Below are 24,852 nucleotides of genomic sequence, written 5' to 3'. Positions count from 1 at the left end.
TCGACATCGACGAGGTCAATGCTCGACTGAACGCCCGCGAGTGAGCGCGTCAATAACGGTCACCGTCGGACTATTACAGCTCGGCCGTGGCCGTGCGTGCGTAGCCCGCCACCTTCGAGCGGCTGAACATGATGTCGGCGTCGCCAGCCTCGCCGCCGGCCGCGTTGCCGCGTTCAATCTGTTCCGCTAGACTTAATACGTCCTCTGCAGAGCGGCCCGGGTTCACCCCGCGGGGCTGCGCGAGGGCTGATCTAGGGCCAGCATCGCTGGCTATCTCGTCGGCCCACTCCCGCTGCAGGGGATTTTTTTCGTCCAGCGTCAGCCCATCTTCGCGCGCTGCCGCCTCGACCCACTGCCGGCCGGGCACGTTGTCGTTGAGCTCCACAGCTTCGACCGTGTAGAGCGGATTGATGCCCTCGACCTTTGCGTTTTCCTTCACCGTCAGCTTGACCAGCTTCAACCGCCCGTCGACCTCCATCGGCGCAAAGAAGCGGTGAATGGCCCGGATGTTCGGATCGTTCCCCCGATCAGGTCTGCTCCAGCCCAGGATCGCCTCCCGAAATAGCGCATCAGCGTTCGCCACCGCCATCGCATGGGCTGCAGGCGTCTCGGACTTGCTCACGGACTTGGCACTGAGCATCTTGTCCAGCGAGTTGCGCGACACGACTGCCTGCATCCCAGTCTCGATATTCAGCAAGGGAGTGCCCTGGAACGCCTTGGCTGCTTCTCGAGCTTCCGCGAAGGTCGATGCCTGGCGCTGCGGCACCGCGGCATCCTCCGCACGGCTGAAACTCGGCCCGGGGCCTGGCGCAGCCGCGCCGGCGCCGCGCTCCACGAACTGGCGTGCCGGCAGGATGAAGTTGCGGATGATCTCGTCGTCGGTCAGGCGCAGGCCGCGAAAGCCCGACACGTGCTCGCGCAGCCAGGCGCGGATCGCCGCCACCGCGCGCAGCACAAAGTGCAGCTCGGGTGTGCGCTGCGCCATTTCGGCCAGCACCTCCTCGGCGGCCGCGCGGCGGTCAAACTTGTTCACCCCGCGTAGGCCGTACTCCTTGATCTTGGCGTCGACCTCCGCGCGCCGAGTCGTCGCGATCTGGTTGAGCACGCCGTCGAGCTGCTTGCCGAACCGGCCGCGCAGCCCGTGGTGGCCCAGCACCTCGTGATACAGCACGCGGGCTGCGTCTTGGGCACTCAACAGCCGAGACGCCATCAGGTAGGCCTTGCCGCGGTAGTAGAAGCCCTCCGGCGCGCCGCGTGCGCCGCCGCTGCGCTGCTTCAGGTCAGCGCGCCGCGCGGCGGCCGGCACCACAGGATCGCCCATGTCGAACGCGACCACGACGTCAGGCCCGTTGCCCCAAGCAGCACGAATGGCGTCCACGGTCTTCTGCACGCCGGTGACTGCCTGCATGCGGGCCTCCGGCGAATAGGACGGCCGGCTGAGCGCACGCATCGCGTTCGCGACCGCTGGGGATAGTCTCTCAGTGCCGTCCGCATCGGCTGCGCGACGGAAAGGCACATCGGCAAGACTCGAATCCAGAGGCTTCATGAACAACCCGGCAGCCAGACCAGCCTTGAATTCGTCCACCGACATCGCAGTAACGGGGCCCACCTTCCAGCCGGCGTCGTAGCTGCCCTTGCAGGCGGCCACAGCCTCGGCCTCCGTGTTGAACCCGAACAGGGCCTTGGCTTCGTCGTAGGAGCCGTCAGCGTTGACCTGGTCCACCACGTAGACCGTGGGCGCAGTGGCAGCGTGCGGGCCGACGAAAACGTCGACGTGGTCGCCGTCGACGGCTTCGGTGCCCTTCACGTAGCCGTAGTGCGCTGCAATCGTGTTGCTCCAGGTCGTACCGTCCGGCGAGGTGCCGCTGCGCGTGCTGCCCTTGGGGTTCTCGATGCTGATGCGCAGGCCCTGCACCTCGGGACCGGAGAGGTGCCCCAGGGAATAGTTGCCCGCGTCCTTTTGCGCGCCTGTCGGCTCGGGCTTATCGTTCAGCGGGCTCGTGGCGGCCTCATGCGCCGCGGCATCCACGCCCGCTGCGGGCGCCGCGGCTTTGCTCAGTGCAGGCTGGCGCTCGCCGGCGCGAGCTGCATCAGGTACAGCTTCTGGCACAGCGGGCGCAGCTCGGGCGGGATCTCCGCCCCGCTGTCCAGCACCTCCAGCACCTCCAGCACCTCCAGCACCTCCAGCAGGCTCCGCGTCTCGCTGCGGCTGGCCTGCCGCGCGCGGCGCAGCATCAGCAGTGCGCTGTACGCCGTCATCTGCCACCCGAATGCCTCGTGCGGCTGCACCATCTTGATCTCCTTGAGGTTGCGTCTGCTCGGGCGCGGCCTTGGCTCGCACGACGAATCGACGGTTGTCTGGCACCACCTCGTGGGTGTCCGTGAGGCCCGACGTTTCCACGAAGGCCTGGGCCTTGTCCTGGGACAGGAACCACGCCTTGCTCTCATCCACACGGCGCACTGCCTTCTCGCGGCGCGCCGCCGGCGCTGCTGTGGCGGCCGGGGCCTGCACCGGTGCTGCTGCAGGTGCTGGCGATGCGCCACGGCGCGCACGCGCCCGAGCGATGCCCTCTTGCACGCTGGTCGGTGCATCCACGGCCGGACCGGACGCAGCGCCCACCGCCGCGGGCGCTGCCGCTACTGCTTGCGCGGGCTCGGCTTCTCCTTGCTGGATCGGAGCTGCTGCAGCAGCCGGTCGCGCGCCGTCGGCGACATCTGCCGCAGGCGCAGCAGCGCCGCCAGCACGTTCTTGCGGGCCCGCGGCTCCGCGGGCAGTTTGAATGACATCTGCAATCTCCAGGTCGTTCGCGCCGAGAAATTCTTCGTCGGTGACATTGCGCGCACCGATGTCGGGCACGTCGTCCGCGAGTGCGGTGGCCATGTGGCCCTCGGTCTCGCGGTCGAGCGCGCGGAAGTAGTCGTCGTAGAGCGCACGGTCGCGCTCATCCAGGCCGGAGTAGTCGAGCACCGGCGGCGCGGCGCGGCTGGCGGCGGCGGCCTGCTCCCGGTCGGCCAGCGCGGCTTCATCGGCCTGGCGCTGGGCGTCCTGCAGCATCTGCTCGTGCACGCCCGAATCGACAGCGAGCGCGGCGCCGGCGGACAACGGGCCGGCGCTCGAGTCGATGCCCATGGCCTGCGACGGCAGCGGCGCCGGAGCCTCTGCGGCCGCCGCTGACGCCGGCGCTTCAGTCGTTGGCGGTGCCGGCTGCGGAGCCAGGCCCATCATGCGCGTGCGGGCCGCTGCGCGTTGGTCTTCCGGCAGGCCGGCGAGGTAGGCGTCCACCTCCGACTGCCGGCCCACCGTTCCATCGGGGAAGCCCACCAGCGGGTCGGGCTCGTTCGAAAGCAGCAGCGGTGCGGCCGCAGGTGCTGGCGCTTCAGCACCGCCATGCCCACCCGTGAGCAGCGACACACCGCCGCCGGTGATGCCGCCCAGCGCCGCGCCCATGCCCGCCGCGGCCGCCACGCCCTTCGACGGGTCCATGGTCGGGTCGAACGGCACCGCCGCGCGCTGGCCCTCGTACTGCGTGATGCCTCCCTCGAAGCCTTCCTGCACGGCCTCGACGGCTGCCGTCTTACCCGCACGTGCGAACGCGTTGCCGCCGAAGCCCTTGGCGCCAGCAACCAACCGCTCGGCACCGACCAGGCTTCCCGCGGCGCCCACCACCGCCGGGATCACGCCGGCCTGTCGGCCCGCGGCCGTGGCCTGGTCATCGGTCGCGCCCGCCTTCGACGCGAGGTCGTAGGCAGTGCCGGCTGCATCGCCGCCGGCCATCGCAGCACCAGCAGCTGCACCACCAGCAAGGCCTGCGCGCTCCACTGCCTTCGCGCCAGCACCGACAGCGCGCGCTGCAGCTCCAGCGCCCTTGATCGCCGCGCCGGGCCCAACGAACGAGCCCACGGCCTGGACCGCCGACAGCAGCGGGTTCTCCAACACGTAGCCGCCGACCGCCTTCAGCTCATCGCCAACACCATCGGCACCTTCCACGTCGTCGCGGAATTTCTTCTTCGACGCCTTGACCACATCGCTCTGCGACTCCTCGCCGGCCTTGATGATCTTGTCGTCGATGAACTTCGAGACGGCATTGCCGGGCTTCACGAAGTTGGCGGCGGCCGAGACGCCGCCGGCCACCGCGTTGGCGGCTTCAATCACCGTGTCGTTGGCGACGGCAAGAGCACTACGAGCGGGGAGGCTGGCGTCCGCCAGAAAGTCGTCGATCTGTCCAGACCGCTTGGCAGGCTTGGTGGAAGCCGACTCGGTCGAGCCACCGAGGAAGTTGTCGATGTCACTCATCCCCCCAGTCTTCCGCCGCTCCCCAGCGGCGTCGAACCCTAGAGGGGGCGACCACGCCGCGTCTGACAAGCGGAAATAAAAAAGCCCGCTTGACGCGGGCTCTTTTTACTTCGTAGTGATCATTCGAGGCTGAATAAGAAATGGCAATATGAGCCCGGAAATCCCTGCTCTCGCTGCCAAACCAAATACCTGCTCACGCACATACGGAATAAGAAGAAATGGTGCGTTAACTTTCGACCATTCCTCAAGGTGCTCGAATTTAAATTTTTTCAAATCGACTTCGAACTGTCCGCTCAAGTCAACGAATATTTCAAAAATCGTCTTGTCATCGATCTTATCCACCGTCGTGACCGTAGCTCTCACACCAACGGCCACATGCGAGTCGCCTGGCGTTATTTCGGATACGCCAGACTGAATAGAAAGATCAATTTCACCTTGAAACTCTTTGGCCGCGACCGGATCGTTGACGACACAACTTAAGTGCGTAACAACGATGTCCCGCAACTGGATAGGATGCAACTCGCTCACGCAGCCAACGCAAAGCGCTCGTCGTTCGCCGCATCTACCAAGTCTTCGAAGTCAGAAATTGTCAAAGGCACTTGCCCAAGCAAAGACAGACTGCGCGACCAAAGCGTACGGAGCCATTCACTATCAAAGTGACTCTTCAATACAGACTCAATTTCTCCCAGGGAGATAGCCACATCATGACCATCCATCTTTTGGAGTTCTTCAATCTGCTTTTCAAGAGATAAGCTCTTAAATTCCTTAACTATTTCTTGAAGCAGTTTTTCCATACCACTCTCCTGATTAGTCCAAAATTTCTATTTTTTCAATCAAATGATCGCCGCCTTCTCGGACCAAATAGGCGGGATGCATTGAATAAAGAGCCGAAAGGACCGATTTCTCACCAGTTTTTTTGGGAGGATCGATAACCAATTTGGCAACCAGAACTTTGCTTCCGGTTTTTTCTTCGAGTCTTTTAATCAACAGGGCAATGGCTCTATTGAGCTTAAATTCGCCAAATTCCTCAAAATTTGGTTTGCCCAACATTTCATAGACGGCCTCGCGGAATCCAAGAGTTGAAGTATCAACAAATTCAAACTCAGACGGGGGGCGAATTTCCACATTTACGACGGCACACCCAGGGTCTGGATCAGCCTTGTATTCATCGAATTTAGTTCGACTAGTCCACCACAGTTTTGCCAGATGCTTGGCGGCGATTACAGATTTTTCATAGGCCCAAAAGTAGACTCCGCCACCACAGCGCCCATCCTCGTCGCTAGTATGGAGAAACCTTTTTTCAGCGACAATTTTTACGGCGCGCGTCTGACTCGTTCCGTGTGTCCCCAAGTACAACGACCGCCTCCCATCGTACGTTTACAAGCACAAGTGTCTGTAGGAGCAGCGTCCTGCTTAAGGTCTGTCTTTGACCGCCCCCAACGAAGTGCTACAAAGTGTATGACGGATCTTGCATGAAATTTAGCACATGCTAAACAAACTCTTGTCGCTGGGCTCTTCTTCACGATTCATACGACTAGTCAACGCAGAACAATCAACGCTGGAATTTGCTGCCTTCGGACTCGTGAATGCCTCTGCCTGATAAGTCATTTTCAATGACAAAAACGGAGTGAGGCATGGGAAGTATCAGCATCTGGCACTGAGCCATCGCCATCGTGATGGTGGCGCCCATCTTGGCCCTGGCCATCGTGCCGGGCTGGCGCATCCTGCAGCGCGCCGGACTCTCTGGCGCGTGGAGCCTGCTGGTGTTCGTTCCCTTCCTGGGCTTCCTGGTGCCCAGGGTGCTCGCGTTCGCGAAGTGGCCCAACGATGCACAGGGACGCACGCGCACTTCGGTGGCAGGGATCATCCTCGGCGTGGTGATGCTGCCAGTGGCTTTCGCGGTGGTCGTCCTGTTCGCGCGAGTCGGGGCCCGCCCAGTCGGAATGGGCGGCACGTCTCCTGCCGGCCTCCGACAATCTCGGCCGCCAGCTGCAGCCGCAGAGCCTCGCCTTCAGAAGCCGACACAACCGCCCCAGCAGCCCCGCAGCGAAATCGATGAGTTCCTGAAGGACGCCCCAAAGTAGCCTAGCTGTACCCCAGCTTTCGCAGGGCTTCCTTCTTCTGCTCGAGCGTCATGCCCGTGTTGTTCTTGATCGCGAGGGCCTGGGGATTCGCCGCAATCGGCTGGTTTGCCCCGCCCTGCCCGTCAACACGCTGCACATCGCCCGTGGTCTTGTTGACCCGGTAGATGCTGCCCTCGGTCGAGCTGCCGTCCGCGTTCTTCGTGGTCGGCGTGACCTGCACGCTCCACTCGGGCGATGCCACCTTGCCTTGGGCCGCAAGCAGGGCCTGCTGCGCCTTCGCGCGGTCGCCCGTCGACGCATTCGGGTCCAGCAGCGTGCGGCGCAGTGCTGCTTCATCCTGAGCGGCCGCCACCTGCACGTCGCGCAGCCGGTTCGCACCGGCCACTTCGTCGCGCCGAATCGAGTTGGCGTCAGCTGCGCGCCGATCCTCGGCGGCGATGCGCTCGCCCTGCATGCGCGCGGCGGCCGCTTCACGCTGCGCGAGCGACTGGAAGCCCACGGCCGCGCGCTGCAGATCGCCATCTTGGCGGACCTTCTCGATGTCGGCAGCCGCTCGGGCCTGCACAGGCACCGCCGCGGCGCGAACGGCGCCCTCATCGGCCTGGAAGCCACGGCGCGGCGACCACGAGCCGCGCGCGGCCGCGGTGCGCAGGTTCGCATCGTCGAAGAAGCGCTGGCGCGCGGCCTGCGCACCGCCGGCCCCGTAGATGATGGTTGCGCCGCCCTGAGGTAGCGAAGCGTTGGCGGCGCGGATCTCGGCGGCCTGCGCATTCGCATCCTCCGTCGACCCCAAGGCGTTGCGCCGCTGGCTGGGCACGAAACCTTGCGCGCTCGTCGACGGTACCTCGGCCACCGGCACCGGCGCGGCTGCTGGGGCGGTGGCTCCTGCCGCCGACGGCTCCTGCTCGAGCGCCCACGGCGCGGCCGTGCCAGGCGGAGCGAATCCGACCGGCGCGCGCTCAGACACCGGCCCCGCGAACTGCGTGCTTCGCGGGTCGGTCGGGTTGTTCAGGCGCGCCGGGCTACTGGCGGCCGGCAGAACACTCGCCGGCTGGAAGCCCGAGGGTCCGGTGGCCACTACGCCGCGCCGCAGCGCCGCGTCGTTGGCATTGGTGCTCCGCGTGCTGCTCGGCTTCGGGTAGACCCCGAAGACTGCGCCACCGCTCTCTTCCTCTTTCACGACCCCGCCATTCGCGAAGCCGCGTGGCTGGAAGCCAAAGCCATCCTGCTCCGACGTGCTCGGTAGGCCGCTGGCGAGCATCGCAGCTGCGCCGGGCGGCTGGAAGCCGCGATCAGCCCCCGGAACCGCGGGCCCCAGCGCGCTGGGTGCGCGCGCGCTGCGTGGCGCGAAACCCTGCGCGGCCGCCGTGCCGGCAGTCGCTTGGTCGAAGAACTGCTGACGCTGCGCCGAGCTGTCGATGACGCCAGGGCCAGCAGCAGCGACCGGCGCAGGCGCGGTGCGCGGAGGAGGAAGCGTCACGGCGACGGTGCGAACGGTCTGCGCGGGCGCAGGTGCCGGCGGCGTCGAGTACGGGTCCGCCACGCTCATGGTGCCGCGCGGCGCGCCACCGTTGATCGTGACGGGGCCCGAGACGTCTCCGCCGCTGTACGAATTGCCGACGCGCGTCACGTCTCCGCCATTGGCGAAGAACATGGGCGGCTCGACGCCTCGCGGTTTGAACCCGCGCGCACCGCCGACCGGGGCATGCGTGGCGCTCTTCATGGCGTCGAGTGCCTTCACGCCGACGGCATGCACCTGCTCGGGCGGCAGCTCGAACTCGCCATTGCTGACGCGCACCGGCACTGGCGCGCCCATGCTGGCCAGCTTGCCCTCGCCGAGCTGCGCGGTGGAGTCGGCCGGCATGATGTAGCTGCCCTGCGGCACCGTCCTCTCGATGGAATCGGACGTGCCGGTACCAGGCCCACGGATGGGCCCACCGTTCGCCTTGTGCTGGGCCTTGCGTGCCGAGCGTGGTTGAAAGCCGTACATGGGCTATCCCTTCTTGTGTCGCATCGCGCGATTCTTTCGACTACAAACCCGCGCACCAAACCCCAGAGGGGGAATGCAACAATCTGTGCATGGAACACGTCACTCCACAGGCCTTCACTGCCTTCGCCACCATCGGTGCCGCATTCATCGGCGGCCTGGTGGCCTTCCTGGTTTCGGTGCTGTCGAAAGAGCAGAAGACCTCGGAATTCCGGCAACAGTGGGTCGATGCGCTCCGAAACGACATCGCTGAGCTGATAGGCGAAGCAGCCCTGCTTCACGACACCAACGACCGCATGGCGGGACGAGACCTGAAAACAACCGAGGCGCAGATCGAAGCTCGCTACTCGAACATGGTGAACGTGCGCACGCTCATCGCTCGGATTGAGCTGCGGGCGAATCCGGACGAGCACACCGCATTCCTGACTGCCCTCCACCACATCCAGCTGCCGGACTTTCAGCAGGACGTGTCCATCCGCGATGCAAAGCTCGACGCTTTGACCTCTGCCGCACAAGCGATGCTCAAGAAGGAGTGGAAGCGAGTGAAGACTGGCGAGCGCGCCTTCGTCTTCACGAAGTACTTCGCCGGTGCACTCGCCACCACGGCACTTATCGTGGCCGTTGCGGCCGTCTACCTGAACCTGCCGACGACCGCAGCCCAGCCCGCGGTCGTCAAACCAGCAACCCCTTAGACCCGCGAACTATCCGCCGCCGCAGATCGATGACGATGCGTTGATGACTCGGACCCGTCGGGCTCGGAGCCAGGATGCCACGATTTTTTGCGCGAGAGGACTAGACCCGATGTCGAAAAAACTGGTAGTAGCACCAGACCGCAGCGCCGAGGCCGATCAGCGCGCAAATACCAAAGTACTGATTGGAATAGAAGCCGAAGCGGTTAGCAAAACCCTGCCCCATGCCTGCATGGTCTCCCCCAGTCAAAAGCACCAGAAGTGCAAGGGCGACGACCACTCCGAAAAAGAAGCACCACCCCAACGCGGCGCCGACGCGCAAGGTCGTGTCTACTACTTCGCGCGTAGTGGACGCCGCAGTCGATGCCACTGTGCGCACCATGTCCGAAGTCTGCTGCCGACTCGCCGCGCGTCGCTCATCTTCTTGAAGAGCAAGCTTCTCGCGTTGTAGACGGACACGCTTCAGTTCTTCGTCCAGGTCGGTCACCGGTCGCTCCTCGTTGTTGGTGCGTCAAGATGTTACAGCGAAGTGCTATCGCCGCCGCTGATCGATGACGAGGCGTTGATCGCGTTGATGCCGGCGCTGGCCTGCGAGGCCAGCATCGTCGCCGCGGCCTTGGCCAGGTCGGCTTTCGACTGCGCCGTGGCAACGATGGCGCATTGGTTCGCTTCATTCGTGCCGGCCTGCAGGCGCGCATCCTCGATGGCCAGCTGCACGCGCGGCTGCAGCGCCTGCACCTCGGCGGAGTACAGCGCGACCATCGAACGGTTCACGTCGAGCTCGAGCCCGGCCAGGCCGGTCGCCAGGTGCATGGCGGTCTGCGGACCCATCATCAGGGTGCGGATGTAGTCGGCCATCGCGCTCATGGCCTTCGAGCGCAGGTCCAGCGTCTGCTGAACGGCGAAGCGCACGTTCTCGATCTCGGTGTCGACGCTCTTGATGGCGATGTCGCGGCTGATCTCGGCCAGCTTGCGGCTGCGGTCCAGCTGGATGCGCTGCAGCCCGTGGACCAGTGCGCCAGGCGGCAGCGGGTAGCCGCGCGCGGCCCAGCCCGCGGTCAGGTTGTCCTCGGCTTCCATGCTCTCTTCGAGCACGCGGGCCTTGCCGCGCTGCCAGAGCTGCCGTTCGACGCCGGCATTGAGCCCGGTCCCGCCGTCCACGATGGCCTTGCGAAGCCACTCCACCGCCTGGTCGTAGGGGCCGAGGGGGAAGTAGTTCTGGAAGAAGTCCGCGATGCCCTGCCCGATGAGGTTCACCAGCTTCTGCAGCTGGGTGTTGTACATCGCCTCCCCGTTCATGATGTTCGGGTCTTGCAGTTGCGGCGGCAGGGGCGGCACGTAGCTCTTGTCGAGCACCGGCACGCCGATGATCGGCGCCGGGCCGATGTCCCCGAGACCGGCCGCGATGCGCGCGTTGGATTCGTTGGTGCGCGTCTGCGAGTTGTCCCACATCGCGTTGATGACCTGCGTGGTCGTGACCGCGGCGCCGGCGCCGCCGGTGATCGGGTCAGGGACGGTGACGATGGGCATTGTTGATCCTCCGTTGAAGGGCAGCCACGAGGAAGCTGACCGTGTCGATTTCAAAGTCGGCGCCGTCTTCGTTAAAGAACTGCACCGTGACGTAGTTGGACTGCAGGCCCTTGCCCGGCGTGAAGCGCTGCTGCTGCATGTGCTCGGAGAAGCCGCGGGTCTTGTAGATGAACTCGCGGCCGTCCGCGATGACCTTGAGGAACAGGTTCCCGCTGGACGACATGCCCACGTAGCACTCGGCGATGGTCTTCTGCAACGGCGATCCGAAGTCCAGCTTCCCGAGGTCGATGCTCGCGCGGATCGGCGCACCGGTGTCGTCGTCGCCCTCCAGCAGGAACAGGCCGTCAGCGCTGGCGCCGTAGTGCTTGCCGTCGATCACCGCGAAGCTGTTGAACGGGTAGCTGCGATACACCGTGCTGCCCTTGGCGTCGGCGTGCCAGACCCAGGTGTCCTGGTCGGTGCGCCCGGTGGCGCCCTCCAGCACACCAGTGGAGCCCGCCTGGATGAAGGTGCGCGCCACCGCCTCCAACAGTTGCTCGGTCGCCACCGAAGGTGTAGCGCTGATGACTTCCTGGATCACTGCGTCCAGCAGCGTCGTGGAGACAGCGGTGCTCCCGAGCGAGACATGCTCCAGCACCGTGACCAGCTGCACGGTGTTGCCCGCGGCGGTGGTGCTGCTGGCCATCGTCTCCAGCGCATAGCCCTCGTCGTTCGGTTCGCCCCAAACGAACGAGGTCAGCGCAGGCAATGAGGCCTTCCCTTGACCGTAGGCGGCATCGCCCGCGAGGACCGTCAGCGCCAGCAGGGTCGCCGATGCTTGAGCCATGCCGCCGCCCTGGCCGATCGCCACCGACACGAGCATGGGCAACGAGACATCTGCGCCGCTGGAACCAACGCCTGGGACCATGCCGCCATAGCTCGTGCTCGTGAGCGCCGGGATTGAGGCCTTCACTGCACCATAGGCGCCGCTGGCGGCCAGACTGGTCAGCGCCGGAAGCGACGCGAGGCCGAAATTGCCCGATCCAGCATCAACCACCAGTGCCGGCAGCATTGCGATGGCCTCACCGCTTGCTGTGTCCGAGCTGAGCACAGTGAGGGCCGGCAGCAAGTTCTTGCTGGTGCCGAAGCCCACGTCTACCAGCGAGGGGTTGTCCACCATGTCGCCAACGTCATGCATCGCGGCCGACAGGTACAGAGGCTCACGCCGGTAGGTTGCAGGCTCGGCGTCCAGATCGTCGCCGTTGCGCATGAACACGACCTTGGCGCCGTCGTAGACGACTTCGAACTCGTCTTCGTCAATGAACTCGCCGAGGTCCGCACCAGTGCGCGCGTTGTAGACGCGGTTGCCGGCGAAGCGCAGTCCGTGGCGGATGTGCCCATAGCCAGCATTCGGCTTGGAGAACTCGGCCAGGCCGGCGACCACACCGCTGACACCAGGGGGGATGGTGAACTTCGCCGTGCCGGCGGTGATGCCGCGCAACGACCGGCCGAAGGAATTCCAGCCGGATGGTGGCTCAGAGACGCGCCGGCCCGGCGAGCCACGCTGCTCGGGCTGCTCCGGCACGGTGATGAAGCGATAGCCGACGATGCCGTAGGTCGGCTGACTGCTACCCACGGGCGTGCTGACGCCTGTGCTGGGCGGCTTGACGCCCTTCACGACGACCGAGTAGCCGGCTGGCAACCAGGTGCCGTCAGGCAGCAGGGTTCCGCCGCCTGAGCCCGTCCCACTCGGGGGCGGTGAGTACGGCGAGCTCACATCCATCGACCAGCCATCCGGCCGGGTGTAGCCCATCACCGGCTCGACGTAGGTGTATGCCGGACGGAAAGGAATGTAGGGCGTCGCGGGGATCGAGTAGGCGTGGCCGCTCCGCTTCAGTGCATTGGTCATGGTGGTGTGATCCGGTCATCGGACAGCTACGGTGCGCCGGGTGTCGCGTTCTTGGGCCGGCCGTCATCGCGCAGGTACACGACGGCGCCGAACGAGCGCGGGCCGGTGTTGGCACCTGCCGGGCCGAGCAGCGTCTCGGTGGCCTTCGTGGAGATGGTCGCGCGCTTGGTCCACGTCAGCCCGCGGTTCTTCGACTCGAAGAGCACGTGGGCGGGCTCACCGACCAGCAGCGCCTCTACGTCGACGCCCTTCAGTTGGGCATGGAAGAGCCGGACGCGCGCGCCAAGGCGGGCGACAAGCTGAAGTCGACCGCAGGCGCCATCACCAAGGCGCTCCGCGGCGAGCCCACCACGGAGCCCGGCGCGGCCGCGATCAAGTACGCCTGGCTGGTCGCGTTCGAGACGATCAGCCGCGAGCCGCTCGACGACACGTTCGTCACCTACGCGATGCGCCGTGGCCGCGACCTCGAGCCGCGGGCCCGCATGGTCTACGAAGCGCGCACCGGCGCGTTGGTCGAAGAAGTCAGCTTGATCCTGACCGATGACGAGCGCTTCGGGTACTCCTCGGACGGCCTGACCGACGACGAAGGCATGGTCGAGATCAAGTGCCCGCTGGCCTGCGACAAGCTGGGCCAGGTCTGGACCAGCCCGGAGACGGCACACCTCGAGTACCTCGACCAGATCAACGGCGGCCTGTGGATCACCGGCCGCAAGTGGTGCGACCTGGTCGTGTACTGCCCCTGGCTGGAGCCCGTTGGCAAAGACCTGTTCGTAAAGCGCATCTACCGCAATGAGGACGCCATCGAGGCGCTCGAAGTGGACCTGATCGACTTCAGCCGTCTCGTCGAAAGCTATCTCGAGATCCTGCGCACGCCGAAAAAGATGTCCGGCGCCGACAAAGTCGCAGCGGCTCCGCCGCCTGCCGTCGTCACCAGCACCGCGGCCGAGACGGCCACGCCCGCCGCGCAACCCGCCCTTTTCGCAGACCCCGCACCGCTCGCGCGCGCCGGCAATGCAGTCATCGACAACCCCTTCTGAGAGGCCCCATGTCCGAACTTTCCACCGTCACCCCGAACGCAGTTGCCGCCCAGCCGCAGACCATTGCGCAGGCCGCGCTCGCGCTCTTCTCCCCGCTCGAAACCGAGGTCAAGACCCTCGCGGAGCGGTACCGCGATGTCGCCTTCGACATGAGCACGCCGAAGGGTTTCAAGGCCGCCAAGGACACACGCCTCGAACTGCGCGAATCGGGCCGCTTCGCCCTGCAGCGCCTGCGCGACAGGACCAAGGAGCAGCTCAACGACTGCAAGAAAGTGGTCGATGGAGAGGCCGCGCGCCTGATCGAGATCGTGAAGCCCGTCGAAACCGCCGTCGACGAGCAGATCACGGTGCACGAAAACAAACTCACCGCCGAGAAGGCCGAGCGCGACCGAAAGGAAGCCGAGCGCGCGCAGCTGCATCTGGACGCCATCGCCAAGATCGAAGGCTACGTGGCCAAGGCCGAGGGCCTGTCCATCGAACGAATCGAAGCCGGCCTGGCCTACGTGCGCGAGATCGACGTGAGCGCTGCCGTCTTCGAAGACTACGCGGTGCGCGCCGCTGCTCAGAAGGACGCGACCATCCGCGCGCTGGAAAAGATGATCGCCGACGCACGGGAGCGCGCCGCCGTGGAAGAGCTACGCGCCGAGAACGAGCGGCTGCAGGCCCAGCTCGAGGAAATGAGGCGCCAGCAGGCGGCGCCAGCACCCGCGCCCGCGCCGGAGCCCGCCGTGGCACCTGCAGCGCAGGAAGAAATCGTCGAAGCGGCAGCGGCGGCCGAGCCGCCCAGCCCGCCGCGGGCCGTTGCTGCACCTTCGCGTGGTCGCATCACGCATGCGACGGACCCCGCCCCCGCCTCCGAGCCCGTCCGCCAGTTCGCCAGTTCGCCGCGGGCACCGTCGCCGCCAACGAGTCCGCACCGGCCGGCACCCCCACGCTGCGCATCGGCGACATCGCCGCGCGCCTGGGCTTCACGCTGACCGCCGAGCAGCTGCGGGGCCTGGGCGTCGAGGCCGCAACCCGCGAGCGCGGCGCCACGCTCTTTCACGAGCACCAGTTCCCCGCCATCTGCGATGCCCTCGCGCGCCGCGCCACCGAAGCCAAGGCCGCGCACGCGCTGCGCTTGGCCGCCTGACCGATCACCACCAGGAGCAACCATGCCCAAGACCTCCCCCGTACCTGCTTCCACCAACGACGAAGCCGAGCTCATCGTCATCGCGATGAAGCCCGTGAAGTCCCAGCAGGTGGCCTCCATCGGCTACGACGCCGGCAGCAAAACCCTCGCCGTGGCCTTCACCCGCGGGCCCGGCACCGTCTACCAGTACCCCGGCGTCGACGCAAAAGTGCACGCCGACTTCCTCGCAGCCGAATCCATCGGCGCGTTCTTCGGCAAGCACATCAAGCCCCTGGCGTTCAAGAAATCCACGCCAGCCCCGACCACCTGAACCAACGTCAAAAATCTAGATCATGTGTCTTGCGAAAGTCTGTGGCATCTTTCATGACGGCTCCGTACAAGGTACGTACCTGCTCGCGAGCGCGATGCAGTTCTTTCTTCTGCGGCTCCCACACAGCAGGAGAGGAAACGGCGGCTTGCAGGTATCTGGGCGCTATCTCCGCGATAGCTCGAATGCGTTGAAGGTCACCGATGCAGTTGAGCAGCAGGACGAGGGTGAGCCCATTTGGAACGTCTTGGGGACCGAGTCGTTCCAGCGCAGTGGTCGCCCGATCAAGAGCAGAAACGTCGAACACTTTCGCGTGCACAGCGGCGAGCTCGGGCAACTCGTCTTCTTTAGGCAAGGTATCAACCAATCTCAAAGCATGCCCGAGAAGATGCGCCAGCAGCATCATGCGATCGAGCTTTTCCTGCTGAGCACGCTTGAACTCGATGACACGCTCTCGGCGATGCTGCACGTTAGACAGCAGGACTGCAGCGATGATTGCAACCACCGAGAAGATTGCCTGAATCCATCCAGCGTAGTCGGCCGACTGCGTCGGTGGCTTAGGAATCCCAAGCCACGCCATCAGTGCCACGATCACCAAGGTAAGCAAGCACCAAGGCAGCAACCATCGAGTTGCCCACAGTTTCGAACGCATTTCCATCACTCCTTCGTCGCGAGATTGTTACATCGCGGGACAAACAAGCCGAGTGAGAGTGGACATAGCCAGCTCAGATGAAATCGCCTCCGAATACCCCAATGGCTGACCGATGTGTGCACGGGCCGTCGTGCGTTTGCGCGTTACTGGCTTCTAGATGGCCGCCCCCACGACAGTGCACCGCCTGGCAGTTAGTCCTTCATATTCCACCGCTGCATGAAAAAGCGAACTGCTTCGGCGATCTCGGCTTGGTAGCTAGTTCCATTGCCGAACTTCAGCATCGTCCAATTGCAGCCATCCACGTCGGCACCAGGCGGGCGGATGACGGGCAGCGGCACGGCAATCGTTTCACCATCAGCCACAACGTTCCTTGCCTGATGAAGACGTTCAGACACTCCATCTCGAATTTCTTCTGCAGTCTTCAGTTGGCGATTCATGTTGACCTCATTTTCGGAAAGGCCGGAGTATGACGGAACGCCCCATCCTGTTCAGCGCGCCGATTGCTGCACACAGTGCCTACGCAAATCTGTGGAACGAAATCAACGGCACCGACAGGTCGCCTGCCAACCCTTGGATGTGTGCGGTTGAGCTCCGGAGAATCCGGCCGTGATGTCAGAGACCTACTTCACCGTCTTCGATGATGGAGCGTGCGTAGGTCGCGCAGGCCAGGACAGCATCAAGGTGGCTGTCGTCGCTGCCCGCGACGGCATGCCGCATGCCGCATGCCGCATGCCGGGGATACGCACCATCTGCGCAGCGTGATCCTGCTTGCGCTCGAAATTCACCCAACCATGCCACTTTCCATTGCCGCTCTGCTCGACGTGGCAGAAGCACAAGTAGCCACCGTCTATGAGGAAGAGATCGTGAGCCATCCGTTGGTCCCGTTGTGGAGAGCCAAGTATGACGATGCTCGGCTTCGGAGCCTTCTCCAGCGTGGTGGCGCGCGCAATGGCCGAAGTGCAACGTCAGCACTGCCAGCCGCCCATCTACCGCCCCACCGAGACGCAGCGCGGACGATCCGCCGCACACGCTGCGGCGGGAGCCTCACCTACTCTGCCAGCGCGATCGACGGCGGTACGACCGGCCGCTGCTCGAACGCTGGCTGCCCGAAATGGAGCGACTGAATATGAACGACACCTTCCGCGGCGACAACGCCCACTTGGTCCGCGGCATCAACGCGCTGCTCGAATCCGCCGTGGTGCACTTCGAAGAAATCGAGGTGCCCGCATGACAGCCCTGCTCCGCGAACTGCTGCAATGCGGCCACAGCGCCCCGAGTCAACGACGCGCTGGCGCCGGAAAGTGGATCACAGTGAATGTGCCTGCTGGATTGTGGGCAAAGATCCAAGCCGCCACCGAGCTGAATGAACCCGGTGAACTTTCATCCTCGGTTCCGACGCAAAGGCCCCGTCGACCACCCGCCCAGGCCCTGCAGGCGGCGCTCATACCCGACGCACTCTTGCGCATCGACGTTGTCGAACATCTCTCCGGCCTCGGCGAGTCGACGATCCGCCGAAAGATGGCCGCAGCCAACTTCCCGCAGCCGATCAAGAACGGTGCGCGATGCACACGCTGGCGCGCCGGCGACGTGACGACCTGGCTGCGCGAGCAAGGAGTTGCAGCGTAGGCGTCACGTGCTTCGGCGGGAACCTCACCCAATCCGCCAGCACGATCGATGGCCGCTGCTCAAGCGCTGGCTGCCTGAAATGGCGCGGCTGAACGTGAAAACCATCTTCCTGCTAGTGCCCAGTACGACCCACGTCCTGTCATTCCTCAGGAGTGGTTACAGCGTGACTACTTCGTCCATCTGAAAGTGAAGAAGTTGACGGCTAAATGCACAAAGGGCGAGATACGGTGCCTCTTGCTAGCACCAATCCAAGTCGCCAGAAGTCTCCGAAGAGGATCGGCATCCAAGACCTGGTGCAGTATTTGGACGCCCGCCAGCAGGCGGCACGGAAAGAGTTAGAAGCTTGCTTCAAAACGAAAATGGCCCACGATACGGGCCATTTTCTTCAAAAATCTCACCACACCCATTCAGAGAGATCACTTATACACAATATTCGGCCCAATAGAAAGCTCCCCACTCTCCCAAAGCACCATTGAATTACCCTTGGAGGTTTGAATTATTTTATTCAACTTATCCCCAGATTTTGGCACCACGCTGATAGAAAATTTATTTAGGCCTGCAGGAGTTCCAAGCACCGTATTTGCCCGACATCCTTCTTTATTGCAGCGATTTGCAACCCAAGTAACAGCATCCTTGTCTCCCTCTTTCCAACCAAACACCACATCCGAGATTTTCCAATAATCATCTGGGCGGCGTAGAGGTTCGACCGAATCATACTCCTTGACAAAATTTACTATAGGCACACTGTAAAGGGTTTTAAATTTTTCCGCTTCCAAGGGCTGCAAATTATAGACCACAAACCTACTTGAATTCGATCCATTATCTCCACGACTAGGAATTACAGCCACCCTCAAATTCTTAAGATCGACTCGAATATCACTAGTACTCATTGGAGTTTTAATGCTCCCCAACTCTTGAAGAATACCGCGCTCGGAATTAAATTCAAGCAGCGTGACCTTGTCTTCTTCAAGCGCCACCAATAATGAATCTGACACCCATCGAATTTTTTCTATAGTGGGTTGAAGTGCAAAAACCCCATCACCCCATTTTGCCAAAACCTCTCCACTTCTGGAGTAAATTACCACACCCACACCGGAGGCCGCAACAAATTGATGGATCGGCGAAATATCAACCCCAAACAAATTTCCATAAGTCAATCCAGTTTCCTCAAAATAACCCGACTGACCAGTTTTCAGGTCCCAAAAAACTGGCTTTGGAGATTGAACGGTAGCGGCCAAGACGTTCATCCAGCGGCCGACAGCAACTACAAACGTTCCCTCGCGATTTATTGAAAAACCTGAGTATTGGGCGTTCTCTATTGCAGGCAGACGACGAAGAAGCTCGCCATTATTTCGATCTACAACATTTATCGACTCTCTGGTCAATACAACTAAATTTTCGTCTATCGTTGTGTGAGGCGCGACACTTCGATAAGTATTGGAAATTTTGGCCGTAACCCATCTATCAGGTCCTTGCTTATTGGTTACAGTTTGAATAGTCGACTTTGATCCTTCGTTCGCAGCAATTTGCGGACTTGGATTAATAGGGATAAACGCGACTTTTGATGCCGAAAATCGAAAATCACCAACCAATTGATCATAGTAAGCTGGAAATTGAACTCGGCCGGCCGCATTTGCCAATTTATCAACATCGCCACGGACAGCAAGCGCGATTTGTCGAATATCCGATGTGGGCTGCTGTTTGATGTGTTTTAACAGCACGCGAGTGAAAACGCCGGTCGTTTCAACATCTTGGCTATTTAAACGATCATACGATTTTGCATTTGCGCTAGCAGCGTACAAGACAAACATTCCACGAGGAGGCGTCACCAATGCCAGTCCGCCCTCATCAGCCCCTTTCCCAAATTTTGGAAGCTGATTGTCTCTGCAGGCATCAAGAATTATTGCGGATGCGGAAACGCCGCTTGCAGCAAGGCGTCGCATGATGTCGCCGAGCGAAATTGCATCACGACGTACACTTTCTTGTGAAGATGCAACTATATCAGTAGGTAGAAGGTAGTTCGCACCATCTATTTCCAAACCATGGCCCGAGTAGTACACCAGGGCCAGGCCTTTATGAGCTTGAACCTCTGCGATGAAGCCATCAAGCACTTCATACATTTTCGTGCGCCCAGCATTCTGAACTGCTTGCCCTGTGTGCACACTGAAGCCCATTTCACGAAGTGCGGCTCCTACTTCCACGGCGTCGTTGCTTGCATTTTTAAGTTGCTCGAGTGATTGATATTTTGCATTTCCAATAACAAGCGCGCTTCGGGGAAGAATTACCGATTGAGCAAAAACAAGATTTGAAATGAAAACATTAACCAGAACAATGAGAGCGAATTTTCCAAAAATCCCTGTCATTTTCACCCTCCCATTCGCCAATACTCGGACAATCCCGAGCAACTTGATTTATCTTTCGACTTAACAGACGATAAGCCTGGACGTCCTGCCGGAGGAATACCACGCAAAGAATAAAAAAGATCCCCAACGATGGATGTCGATTCTCCAAAGTACGAATGACCAATAAAATCCGTTCTCGCCAAACTAGCATCAACAGAGGCGGCATTCAACTGAGTAAAAACGCCCTCTCCAGCATCACCTGCTCGACGAGACTTATTCAGCTCACGCGATACTTTCATCGCCCAATCATTTGAGGATGCATATAGCGTTGCTTTTATTTGCCCATCCGAAAGTGCTCGTGTAGTTTTTTCACAAAACAATCGTTCATCCACGTCGGGCGCGGCAAATATTACTTCTTTAACTTTGGACCACGAGCTGCTCGGCGCGGATTTCTTCATGTTATCGAGAAGAGAAATTAGCATTCTATTTCCCATGCTATGCGCTACAAACGTCACTCGCCGGACACTTGACTCAGATAGAAGCGCAAGCAAGATTTTTTCATATTTTCCGGTCGAAACTTCGATCTGATTCCCGTCCGCAAAATAATTCTCCAACCCGCCACGCGAAGGCCAACTCAAAAGAAGTGGAGCGCCTCGAAACCCAACGTCATAGACTAACTGTCCCAGACGTCTTGCACCATCCTCAAAAGAAACGTTGAAGCCGTGTATAAAAACCAAAAGATGCCCATCATCTGAAGTGGAAGATGCTTCGGCGATTGTCTTTTTGAACGAGTATTCACTAAGAATACTACCCTCCAGTAGAACAACATGTTTACTTGGATCGCCATTTAGCTCCAGACGCCACCAACGCGGTGATTCAAGTGCCGCAAACCTATGGTCTCTCGGTATAGCAACGACTAATGAGCCAAATGAAAGTTCGCCGTTGCCAGCTGCTTTTCCTGTAAAAACATCCGCTATTCGAGGCCCTGAAATTACTTCTCTGTCGGTAGCAAAATTAATAGTGACACGAGAATATGCGCCGTCGGGCGATTTACTCCATTCGCGCTCTCCCACAGACCTTGTCACGGAATACTTTGTCATGCAACCGGCAGCAGCGATTGCACATAAAAAGCAAATTGCGAGGAGTACTACCCGGCGCGCGGCGCCCTGTCTCCCGAACACTGTGGAATGAACCATCATCCTCGCTCCCGTCGATTGCGTATGGGGAACGTATCGTAGGGCCATATGCAACGAAGAGTGCGTCGCAACCTACACTCAAGACGTCCATCGCTATTTCTGCCGCATACCCATATGGGCATACGACGCTAAGCACAGCAACTATCGTTGCCCCGCTCTAGGTACTGCTCCTGCGCCCAGAGCAGTGCCACATGCGAGTCACGTTAGCGGCCGCCGCTCACGCTAAGTTGTTGTTCTGCCACAGCTTTTTAGGATCAATACATCCAATCCATCATGGGCGCAACGGAGATGATTTTTCTTTCGGATTCAAGGACTTTTCGTTCATACACGCGGCGCTCGCTCGGGGGCGCGAGCTCTCGTGTAACGGTTTTTGGCGAGTTGCCACCCAGTAGGTCCCCGGCGTGACGACCTGGCTGCGCGAACAGGGAACTGCAGCGTAGGCGCCACCGTTCTTTGCAGCAACGGCGCACGAGCAATTGGGGTTCTCCCGGGCCAGCTCAAATTCGGCCTTGGTGCTCTCTCGCAGCGCACCTACTCGCCCTGAGATCGCATCGAAAGCAAGTACATCCAATGCGGGGGAACAGACGGGGGAACAATTCGAACGCCTACGAATGGAATCGAATGCTGGCGCGGCCTACAGCTCGCCCTTCAATCCCCTCCGGGCTCCAACTTTTGCGCCGTTGCTCCGCCGGAAGGACGACGCACAGAGCACGCATGCGCGAGCTACCGTCAAGTCGACGCGCTTGCTGCCCACGGATGCGGCGGTAGGTTCAACCCGCCCGTCGCCTGCTCGCTCCCTCGCGGTACAACCCTCCTCCGATCTCTCCCAAGACTGCCCAGTCATCCTCCGAGACGTGATCGCTGCCGTGCCACCGGTATCCGTTGACTCCCACAAATGCGGTATTTGGTTTGCAAAATGGCATGGATAGATTCGGGTCTTCCACCACGAGGAGACGTCGATGAATTACAAGAGCCCGCTATTGGCATTCGGCCTTTTTCTTTGCGCCGCCCTTGCGAGCGCCAATGAAGCGCAGCGCGCATGCGGGGACTTCGACAGCGCCGTCATGACAACGCGCGCGCAATGCCAGCGCGAGCGAACACAGGACGACAGAGATTACTGCGCAGCCACCAAGCTCAAGCGCGCCCAAGACGCGCACGCCACGTGCCTTGTTCGATTCAACACCCGGGGAGCGGGGTCCGTTCAAGAAGCCAGGGAGCGCTCAAATCGTATCCGGCGCGAACCCTGAGGGGAGCCATTTTTTCACTTCATCGTTGATTTAACGGGGTTTTATAGGAGTTCATATGGTTCGATTTTCTCTCGCTATCTTGCTGGCATTCGTCTCCTCTCATGCACTCGCCAGCAATTGGACGACATCCATGGACAACAAAAGAAAATGTGAAACTGCCGCTCATGAGGCTGAAAAGAATCGCCGACCGATGGCGGCCAACCATTACAAGCAATGCGCCAAGGACTTTCAGACTGCTGCCCAATATTTTCGGGAGAATGATCAGGCGTACAACGGGAAAACGGCCTTTCAGCGTGGGCTTGACCAATACAACCGGGGGAACATGCAATAGCCAATATGCCTCGGTGCGCTGATCGAGAAGATCGGCCACCAGACTGAGTTCAGTGGCCCAATTTTTCTCCCCTCTCCTCAGGACCACCCTTGCCCGCCTTCGTGCGGGCTTTTTCTTGGCCAGTCCAGTCCCAGCCCACTGGTTTCCGTGGACTCCCACAAAAGAGGTATTTCGCTTGCAAATCGAGCGACTAGATTCGACTGGTCTCACATCGAGGGGATGACGCCATGACGATAAAGACCACCGCGCAAAAACCTAACGCCACCTCCCACCGCCGAGGTCGGCATGGCCACTTGCACGCGATCCAGATCCCCACCCACTTCCTGTCGGTGCTCATCCTCTCGGCTTGCGTACTGGCTGTTCCTGCGGACGCTCGGGCTCAGGTCAATCCCGAGATCGCCAACTGCGCCGAGCTCAAGGACGAGGCCACAGTCACCCAGGCCGATCTCTGCGCCGCGCATGTCGGCTGCCGCTTCGTGCTGAACGTGCAGAAGACCTGCGCACGCGCCAAGAGCTACCTGGAGCGGCTGCAGGCGGCCATTGGCGAAGGCACGCGCACGCTGCTGTTCGGCTATCGCAAGGAAGTCACACCCGATGCCATCTTCACGGCAGAGCTGAACAGCGAGGAGCGCAGCAACGAGCGTGCGCTGGGCGCCCGACCCGACGTCCAGCCCCGTGCACAGGACATCGGCAACCGCGTGCGCGATGCAGGCACCGGCGATACCCTGAGCGGCAATGGCAAGAACGGCACCACCTGGGTCTATTACGGCCAGACCCGGGACGGCCAGGAAGAAGGCGCCGGCACGACGATCTTCTCCAGCGGCGAGATCCAGCGCGGCCAGTACCGGCAAGGCGAGAGGCAGGGGGCATTCGACGTCCTGCACCCCACCGGCGACCGGTTCGTGGGCGAGTATGTGAACGGCAAGCGTGTCGGCGCGGGCGCGTACGGCTTCAAGAACGGCGCCACCCTGGTCGGCCGCTGGACCGACACAGGTGCCGTGCAGGGCACTTTCACGCGCGCTGACGGCTCCCGCTTCGAAGGCCTGCGCGTGGACGGCAAGCCCGCACAGGGCCGCGAGTACCGCGCCGACGGGTCGCTGTCCGAGGAAGGCCGCTACGACAAGGGCGTGCTGTCGGTAGGCGCGCGCATCGACACCGAGGGCAACCGGACCGACGTCAACCTGCCGCGCGACCGCGAGGCCGCCGCACGCGCCGAAGCAGAAAAGAACCGGCTCGCCGCCGAAGCCGAACAGCAGCGCAAACGCGAGCAGGCGGCCCAGGCCGAACAGCAATTCCGTACCAGCCTGCAGACGATGAACCCAGGCCAGCTGTTCGCCCGCGCCGACGAACTGAACGCCCAGGGCGACCGCGCCCGCGCGCGCGAAGTGCAGCGCACCTTGATGAGCCGCTTCCCCGACCATCCGCTGGCGGCCACGACGGCGCGGCAGATGACGGGTGAGTCGGGCGGCAGCACGACCGCGGGTGGAGGTTCGTCGCCAGGGGGCACGGCCAACGCGGCCAGCCGCCCTGTCGGAACGCGCCTTTCCAGCCAGACCTGCGAAGCCATGAAGCAGTCGGTCATCGCGACGAAGGTCGCACCCAATGCCTCGATCACCGCCAGCCAGGAAACGGTGATGTTCATGACGAAAACAGTGCTGGACATGATCGCCGCCAACTGTCCCACCGAACCCGGCGTGACACCCGCCCAGATCGCCGCGGAACGCCAGACGCGCCAACAGCAGTACGCTGCCGCCGAGAACGCCTGCAATGCCGTGCAATCCGGCGGGCGCCGGTGCGTTGCGCAGAATCATTTCGGACCCGGCCGTTGAGGCCCTGCGAGTGCAGGCCTCACGGCCTCACGCGCAGCCGCTTTTCGCGGGCCTCAGCACCTTGCCCTGAACTGCTGATCCCGGGCCTCCTTGCGTTGCTCCGCAATCCAGGATTGCGTCGCGCCACTCTGCGGTTGCCGCGCCAAACGGTCGTAGTGGGCCACCCGCTCGTTGAAGTGCGCACAGCGCGACGTGTCGCCACTGGTGCCCGTCACGCCCGGTGACGTCGCACCGCGTTGTTGCGCGGCCTGTTGCTGGACCGCATAGCCTTGGCGGGTTTGCCGGTCGGCCATCTCCACCTGCTGCTCCCATGGCAGCCCGGCCGGGACCGGCTCGATGCGCTCGACCAATGCGCCCCGCTCGCGGCAGTGATTCGGCGACCAGAAACGCCCGCCACTGTTGCTCACGCAGAGAAACACCTGGGACGCACCGGCCGCCTCGAGGTTGCGCACCGGCGGCGACACGTCGACCACGCGGCCGCCGCTGCCGCCACACGGCTCACCGCTGTACTGGTTGCCGCATCGATAGACCTGCTGGGCATGGGCCATGCCGCTGGCGATCAGGAGAAGGCTGGCGAGGAAGGTGAGGCGCATGGACGCGATGGTAGTAGCGATGCCTCGCAGTGCACAGGTCATCGACGCCAGCCGCGCCGATGCCCCGCACGAACCCGTCACGCCCCGG

The 24,852-nt window shown here is 62.1% G+C and carries 24 protein-coding genes; 8 read left to right on the top strand and 16 right to left on the bottom strand.

The features are described 5' to 3' along the window. Positions 1-73: 73 nt before the first annotated feature. The 4 genes from AC07XP_RS12615 to AC07XP_RS12600 form a co-directional block, all read right to left on the bottom strand. The gene (locus AC07XP_RS12615; protein ID WP_495264863.1) at positions 74-4,294 is read right to left on the bottom strand and encodes an LPD3 domain-containing protein; all 4,221 of its coding nucleotides are present in this window, start codon (positions 4,292-4,294) and stop codon (positions 74-76) included. A gap of 105 nt (positions 4,295-4,399) precedes the next feature. Next, positions 4,400-4,822: a protein-export chaperone SecB gene (locus AC07XP_RS12610; RefSeq protein ID WP_495264862.1), complete on the bottom strand. Its 423-nt coding sequence runs from the start codon at positions 4,820-4,822 to the stop codon at positions 4,400-4,402. Beyond that, positions 4,819-5,088: a hypothetical protein gene (locus tag AC07XP_RS12605; RefSeq protein WP_495264861.1), complete on the bottom strand. Its 270-nt coding sequence runs from the start codon at positions 5,086-5,088 to the stop codon at positions 4,819-4,821. Before AC07XP_RS12605 ends, AC07XP_RS12610 begins: the two co-directional genes overlap by 4 nt. Positions 5,089-5,101: 13 nt before the next feature. Beyond that, the gene (locus AC07XP_RS12600) at positions 5,102-5,644 is read right to left on the bottom strand and encodes a hypothetical protein (RefSeq protein ID WP_495264860.1); all 543 of its coding nucleotides are present in this window, start codon (positions 5,642-5,644) and stop codon (positions 5,102-5,104) included. Positions 5,645-5,985: 341 nt separating this feature from the next. Between AC07XP_RS12600 and AC07XP_RS12595 the strand changes: the two genes are divergently transcribed. After that, entirely contained in the window at positions 5,986-6,378 is a 393-nt protein-coding gene (locus AC07XP_RS12595; RefSeq protein WP_495264859.1) for a hypothetical protein, read from the top strand. A gap of 1 nt (position 6,379) precedes the next feature. Here the strand turns inward: AC07XP_RS12595 and AC07XP_RS12590 are convergent, their stop codons facing one another. Then, on the bottom strand, positions 6,380-8,368 hold the full coding sequence (locus AC07XP_RS12590; RefSeq protein WP_495264858.1) for a hypothetical protein: 1,989 nt from the start codon (positions 8,366-8,368) through the stop codon (positions 6,380-6,382). An 89-nt stretch (positions 8,369-8,457) separates the two neighbouring features. On the opposite strand from AC07XP_RS12590, the gene AC07XP_RS12585 reads away from it, so the two are divergent. Then, positions 8,458-9,057 (top strand): hypothetical protein, encoded by a 600-nt coding sequence (locus AC07XP_RS12585; protein ID WP_495264857.1) that lies wholly within the window; start codon positions 8,458-8,460, stop codon positions 9,055-9,057. 100 nt (positions 9,058-9,157) lie between these two features. Here the strand turns inward: AC07XP_RS12585 and AC07XP_RS12580 are convergent, their stop codons facing one another. Genes AC07XP_RS12580 through AC07XP_RS12565 form a run of 4 tightly spaced genes read right to left on the bottom strand, consistent with a single transcriptional unit; the run spans position 9,158 to position 12,678 of the window. Then, complete coding sequence (locus AC07XP_RS12580) at positions 9,158-9,541, bottom strand: hypothetical protein (protein WP_495264856.1); 384 nt, start codon at positions 9,539-9,541, stop codon at positions 9,158-9,160. Positions 9,542-9,573: 32 nt separating this feature from the next. Further along, positions 9,574-10,584: a hypothetical protein gene (locus AC07XP_RS12575; protein ID WP_495264854.1), complete on the bottom strand. Its 1,011-nt coding sequence runs from the start codon at positions 10,582-10,584 to the stop codon at positions 9,574-9,576. Beyond that, entirely contained in the window at positions 10,562-12,472 is a 1,911-nt protein-coding gene (locus AC07XP_RS12570) for a hypothetical protein (RefSeq protein WP_495264853.1), read from the bottom strand. The genes AC07XP_RS12575 and AC07XP_RS12570 overlap by 23 nt, the downstream gene beginning before the upstream one ends. 26 nt (positions 12,473-12,498) lie before the next feature. Next, positions 12,499-12,678 (bottom strand): hypothetical protein, encoded by a 180-nt coding sequence (locus AC07XP_RS12565; protein WP_495264852.1) that lies wholly within the window; start codon positions 12,676-12,678, stop codon positions 12,499-12,501. On the opposite strand from AC07XP_RS12565, the gene AC07XP_RS12560 reads away from it, so the two are divergent. The 3 genes from AC07XP_RS12560 to AC07XP_RS12550 all read left to right on the top strand — a co-directional run bounded on the left by AC07XP_RS12560 (position 12,679) and on the right by AC07XP_RS12550 (position 14,951). Next, positions 12,679-13,509, top strand: coding sequence for a lambda exonuclease family protein (locus AC07XP_RS12560; protein ID WP_495264851.1), 831 nt, complete (start codon positions 12,679-12,681; stop codon positions 13,507-13,509). Between the two features lie 8 nt (positions 13,510-13,517). Then, the gene (locus tag AC07XP_RS12555; protein ID WP_495264850.1) at positions 13,518-14,486 is read left to right on the top strand and encodes a hypothetical protein; all 969 of its coding nucleotides are present in this window, start codon (positions 13,518-13,520) and stop codon (positions 14,484-14,486) included. A 177-nt stretch (positions 14,487-14,663) separates the two neighbouring features. Beyond that, positions 14,664-14,951 carry a KTSC domain-containing protein gene (locus AC07XP_RS12550; protein ID WP_495264849.1) on the top strand — a complete coding sequence of 96 codons (288 nt, stop codon included), beginning with the start codon at positions 14,664-14,666 and terminating at the stop codon, positions 14,949-14,951. A gap of 7 nt (positions 14,952-14,958) precedes the next feature. On the opposite strand, the gene AC07XP_RS12545 is transcribed toward AC07XP_RS12550, so the two are convergent. From AC07XP_RS12545 to AC07XP_RS12535, 3 genes are all read right to left on the bottom strand, one after another. Continuing rightward, a complete protein-coding gene (locus tag AC07XP_RS12545; RefSeq protein WP_495264848.1) occupies positions 14,959-15,600 on the bottom strand; it encodes a hypothetical protein in 642 nt (213 codons plus the stop codon). A gap of 191 nt (positions 15,601-15,791) precedes the next feature. Further along, complete coding sequence (locus tag AC07XP_RS12540) at positions 15,792-16,037, bottom strand: hypothetical protein (protein WP_495264847.1); 246 nt, start codon at positions 16,035-16,037, stop codon at positions 15,792-15,794. Between the two features lie 183 nt (positions 16,038-16,220). Beyond that, a complete protein-coding gene (locus AC07XP_RS12535) occupies positions 16,221-16,472 on the bottom strand; it encodes a hypothetical protein (RefSeq protein WP_495264846.1) in 252 nt (83 codons plus the stop codon). A gap of 355 nt (positions 16,473-16,827) precedes the next feature. On the opposite strand from AC07XP_RS12535, the gene AC07XP_RS12530 reads away from it, so the two are divergent. After that, positions 16,828-17,226, top strand: coding sequence for a helix-turn-helix transcriptional regulator (locus AC07XP_RS12530; RefSeq protein WP_495264845.1), 399 nt, complete (start codon positions 16,828-16,830; stop codon positions 17,224-17,226). 416 nt (positions 17,227-17,642) lie between these two features. Here AC07XP_RS12530 and AC07XP_RS12525 read toward each other — a convergent pair whose 3' ends face one another. Both AC07XP_RS12525 and AC07XP_RS12520 read right to left on the bottom strand, forming a co-directional pair. Then, positions 17,643-19,589 carry a caspase family protein gene (locus AC07XP_RS12525; RefSeq protein WP_495264844.1) on the bottom strand — a complete coding sequence of 649 codons (1,947 nt, stop codon included), beginning with the start codon at positions 19,587-19,589 and terminating at the stop codon, positions 17,643-17,645. 2 nt (positions 19,590-19,591) lie between these two features. Further along, a complete protein-coding gene (locus tag AC07XP_RS12520) occupies positions 19,592-20,668 on the bottom strand; it encodes an alpha/beta hydrolase (RefSeq protein ID WP_495264843.1) in 1,077 nt (358 codons plus the stop codon). Between the two features lie 1,055 nt (positions 20,669-21,723). Here AC07XP_RS12520 and AC07XP_RS12515 point away from each other — a divergent pair. Further along, positions 21,724-22,011 carry a hypothetical protein gene (locus AC07XP_RS12515; protein WP_495264842.1) on the top strand — a complete coding sequence of 96 codons (288 nt, stop codon included), beginning with the start codon at positions 21,724-21,726 and terminating at the stop codon, positions 22,009-22,011. A 19-nt stretch (positions 22,012-22,030) separates the two neighbouring features. Here AC07XP_RS12515 and AC07XP_RS12510 read toward each other — a convergent pair whose 3' ends face one another. Further along, entirely contained in the window at positions 22,031-22,381 is a 351-nt protein-coding gene (locus AC07XP_RS12510; protein WP_495264841.1) for a hypothetical protein, read from the bottom strand. A gap of 188 nt (positions 22,382-22,569) precedes the next feature. Between AC07XP_RS12510 and AC07XP_RS12505 the strand changes: the two genes are divergently transcribed. After that, entirely contained in the window at positions 22,570-24,171 is a 1,602-nt protein-coding gene (locus AC07XP_RS12505) for an MORN repeat-containing protein (protein ID WP_495264840.1), read from the top strand. A gap of 53 nt (positions 24,172-24,224) precedes the next feature. Here AC07XP_RS12505 and AC07XP_RS12500 read toward each other — a convergent pair whose 3' ends face one another. Next, entirely contained in the window at positions 24,225-24,764 is a 540-nt protein-coding gene (locus AC07XP_RS12500; protein ID WP_492734803.1) for a hypothetical protein, read from the bottom strand. Positions 24,765-24,852: the final 88 nt, after the last annotated feature.

Source organism: Variovorax sp. GW531-E2, assembly GCF_059423125.1.
The sequence above is the reverse complement of the archived record's forward strand: the minus strand, read 5'-3'. Positions and strand labels throughout refer to the sequence as shown.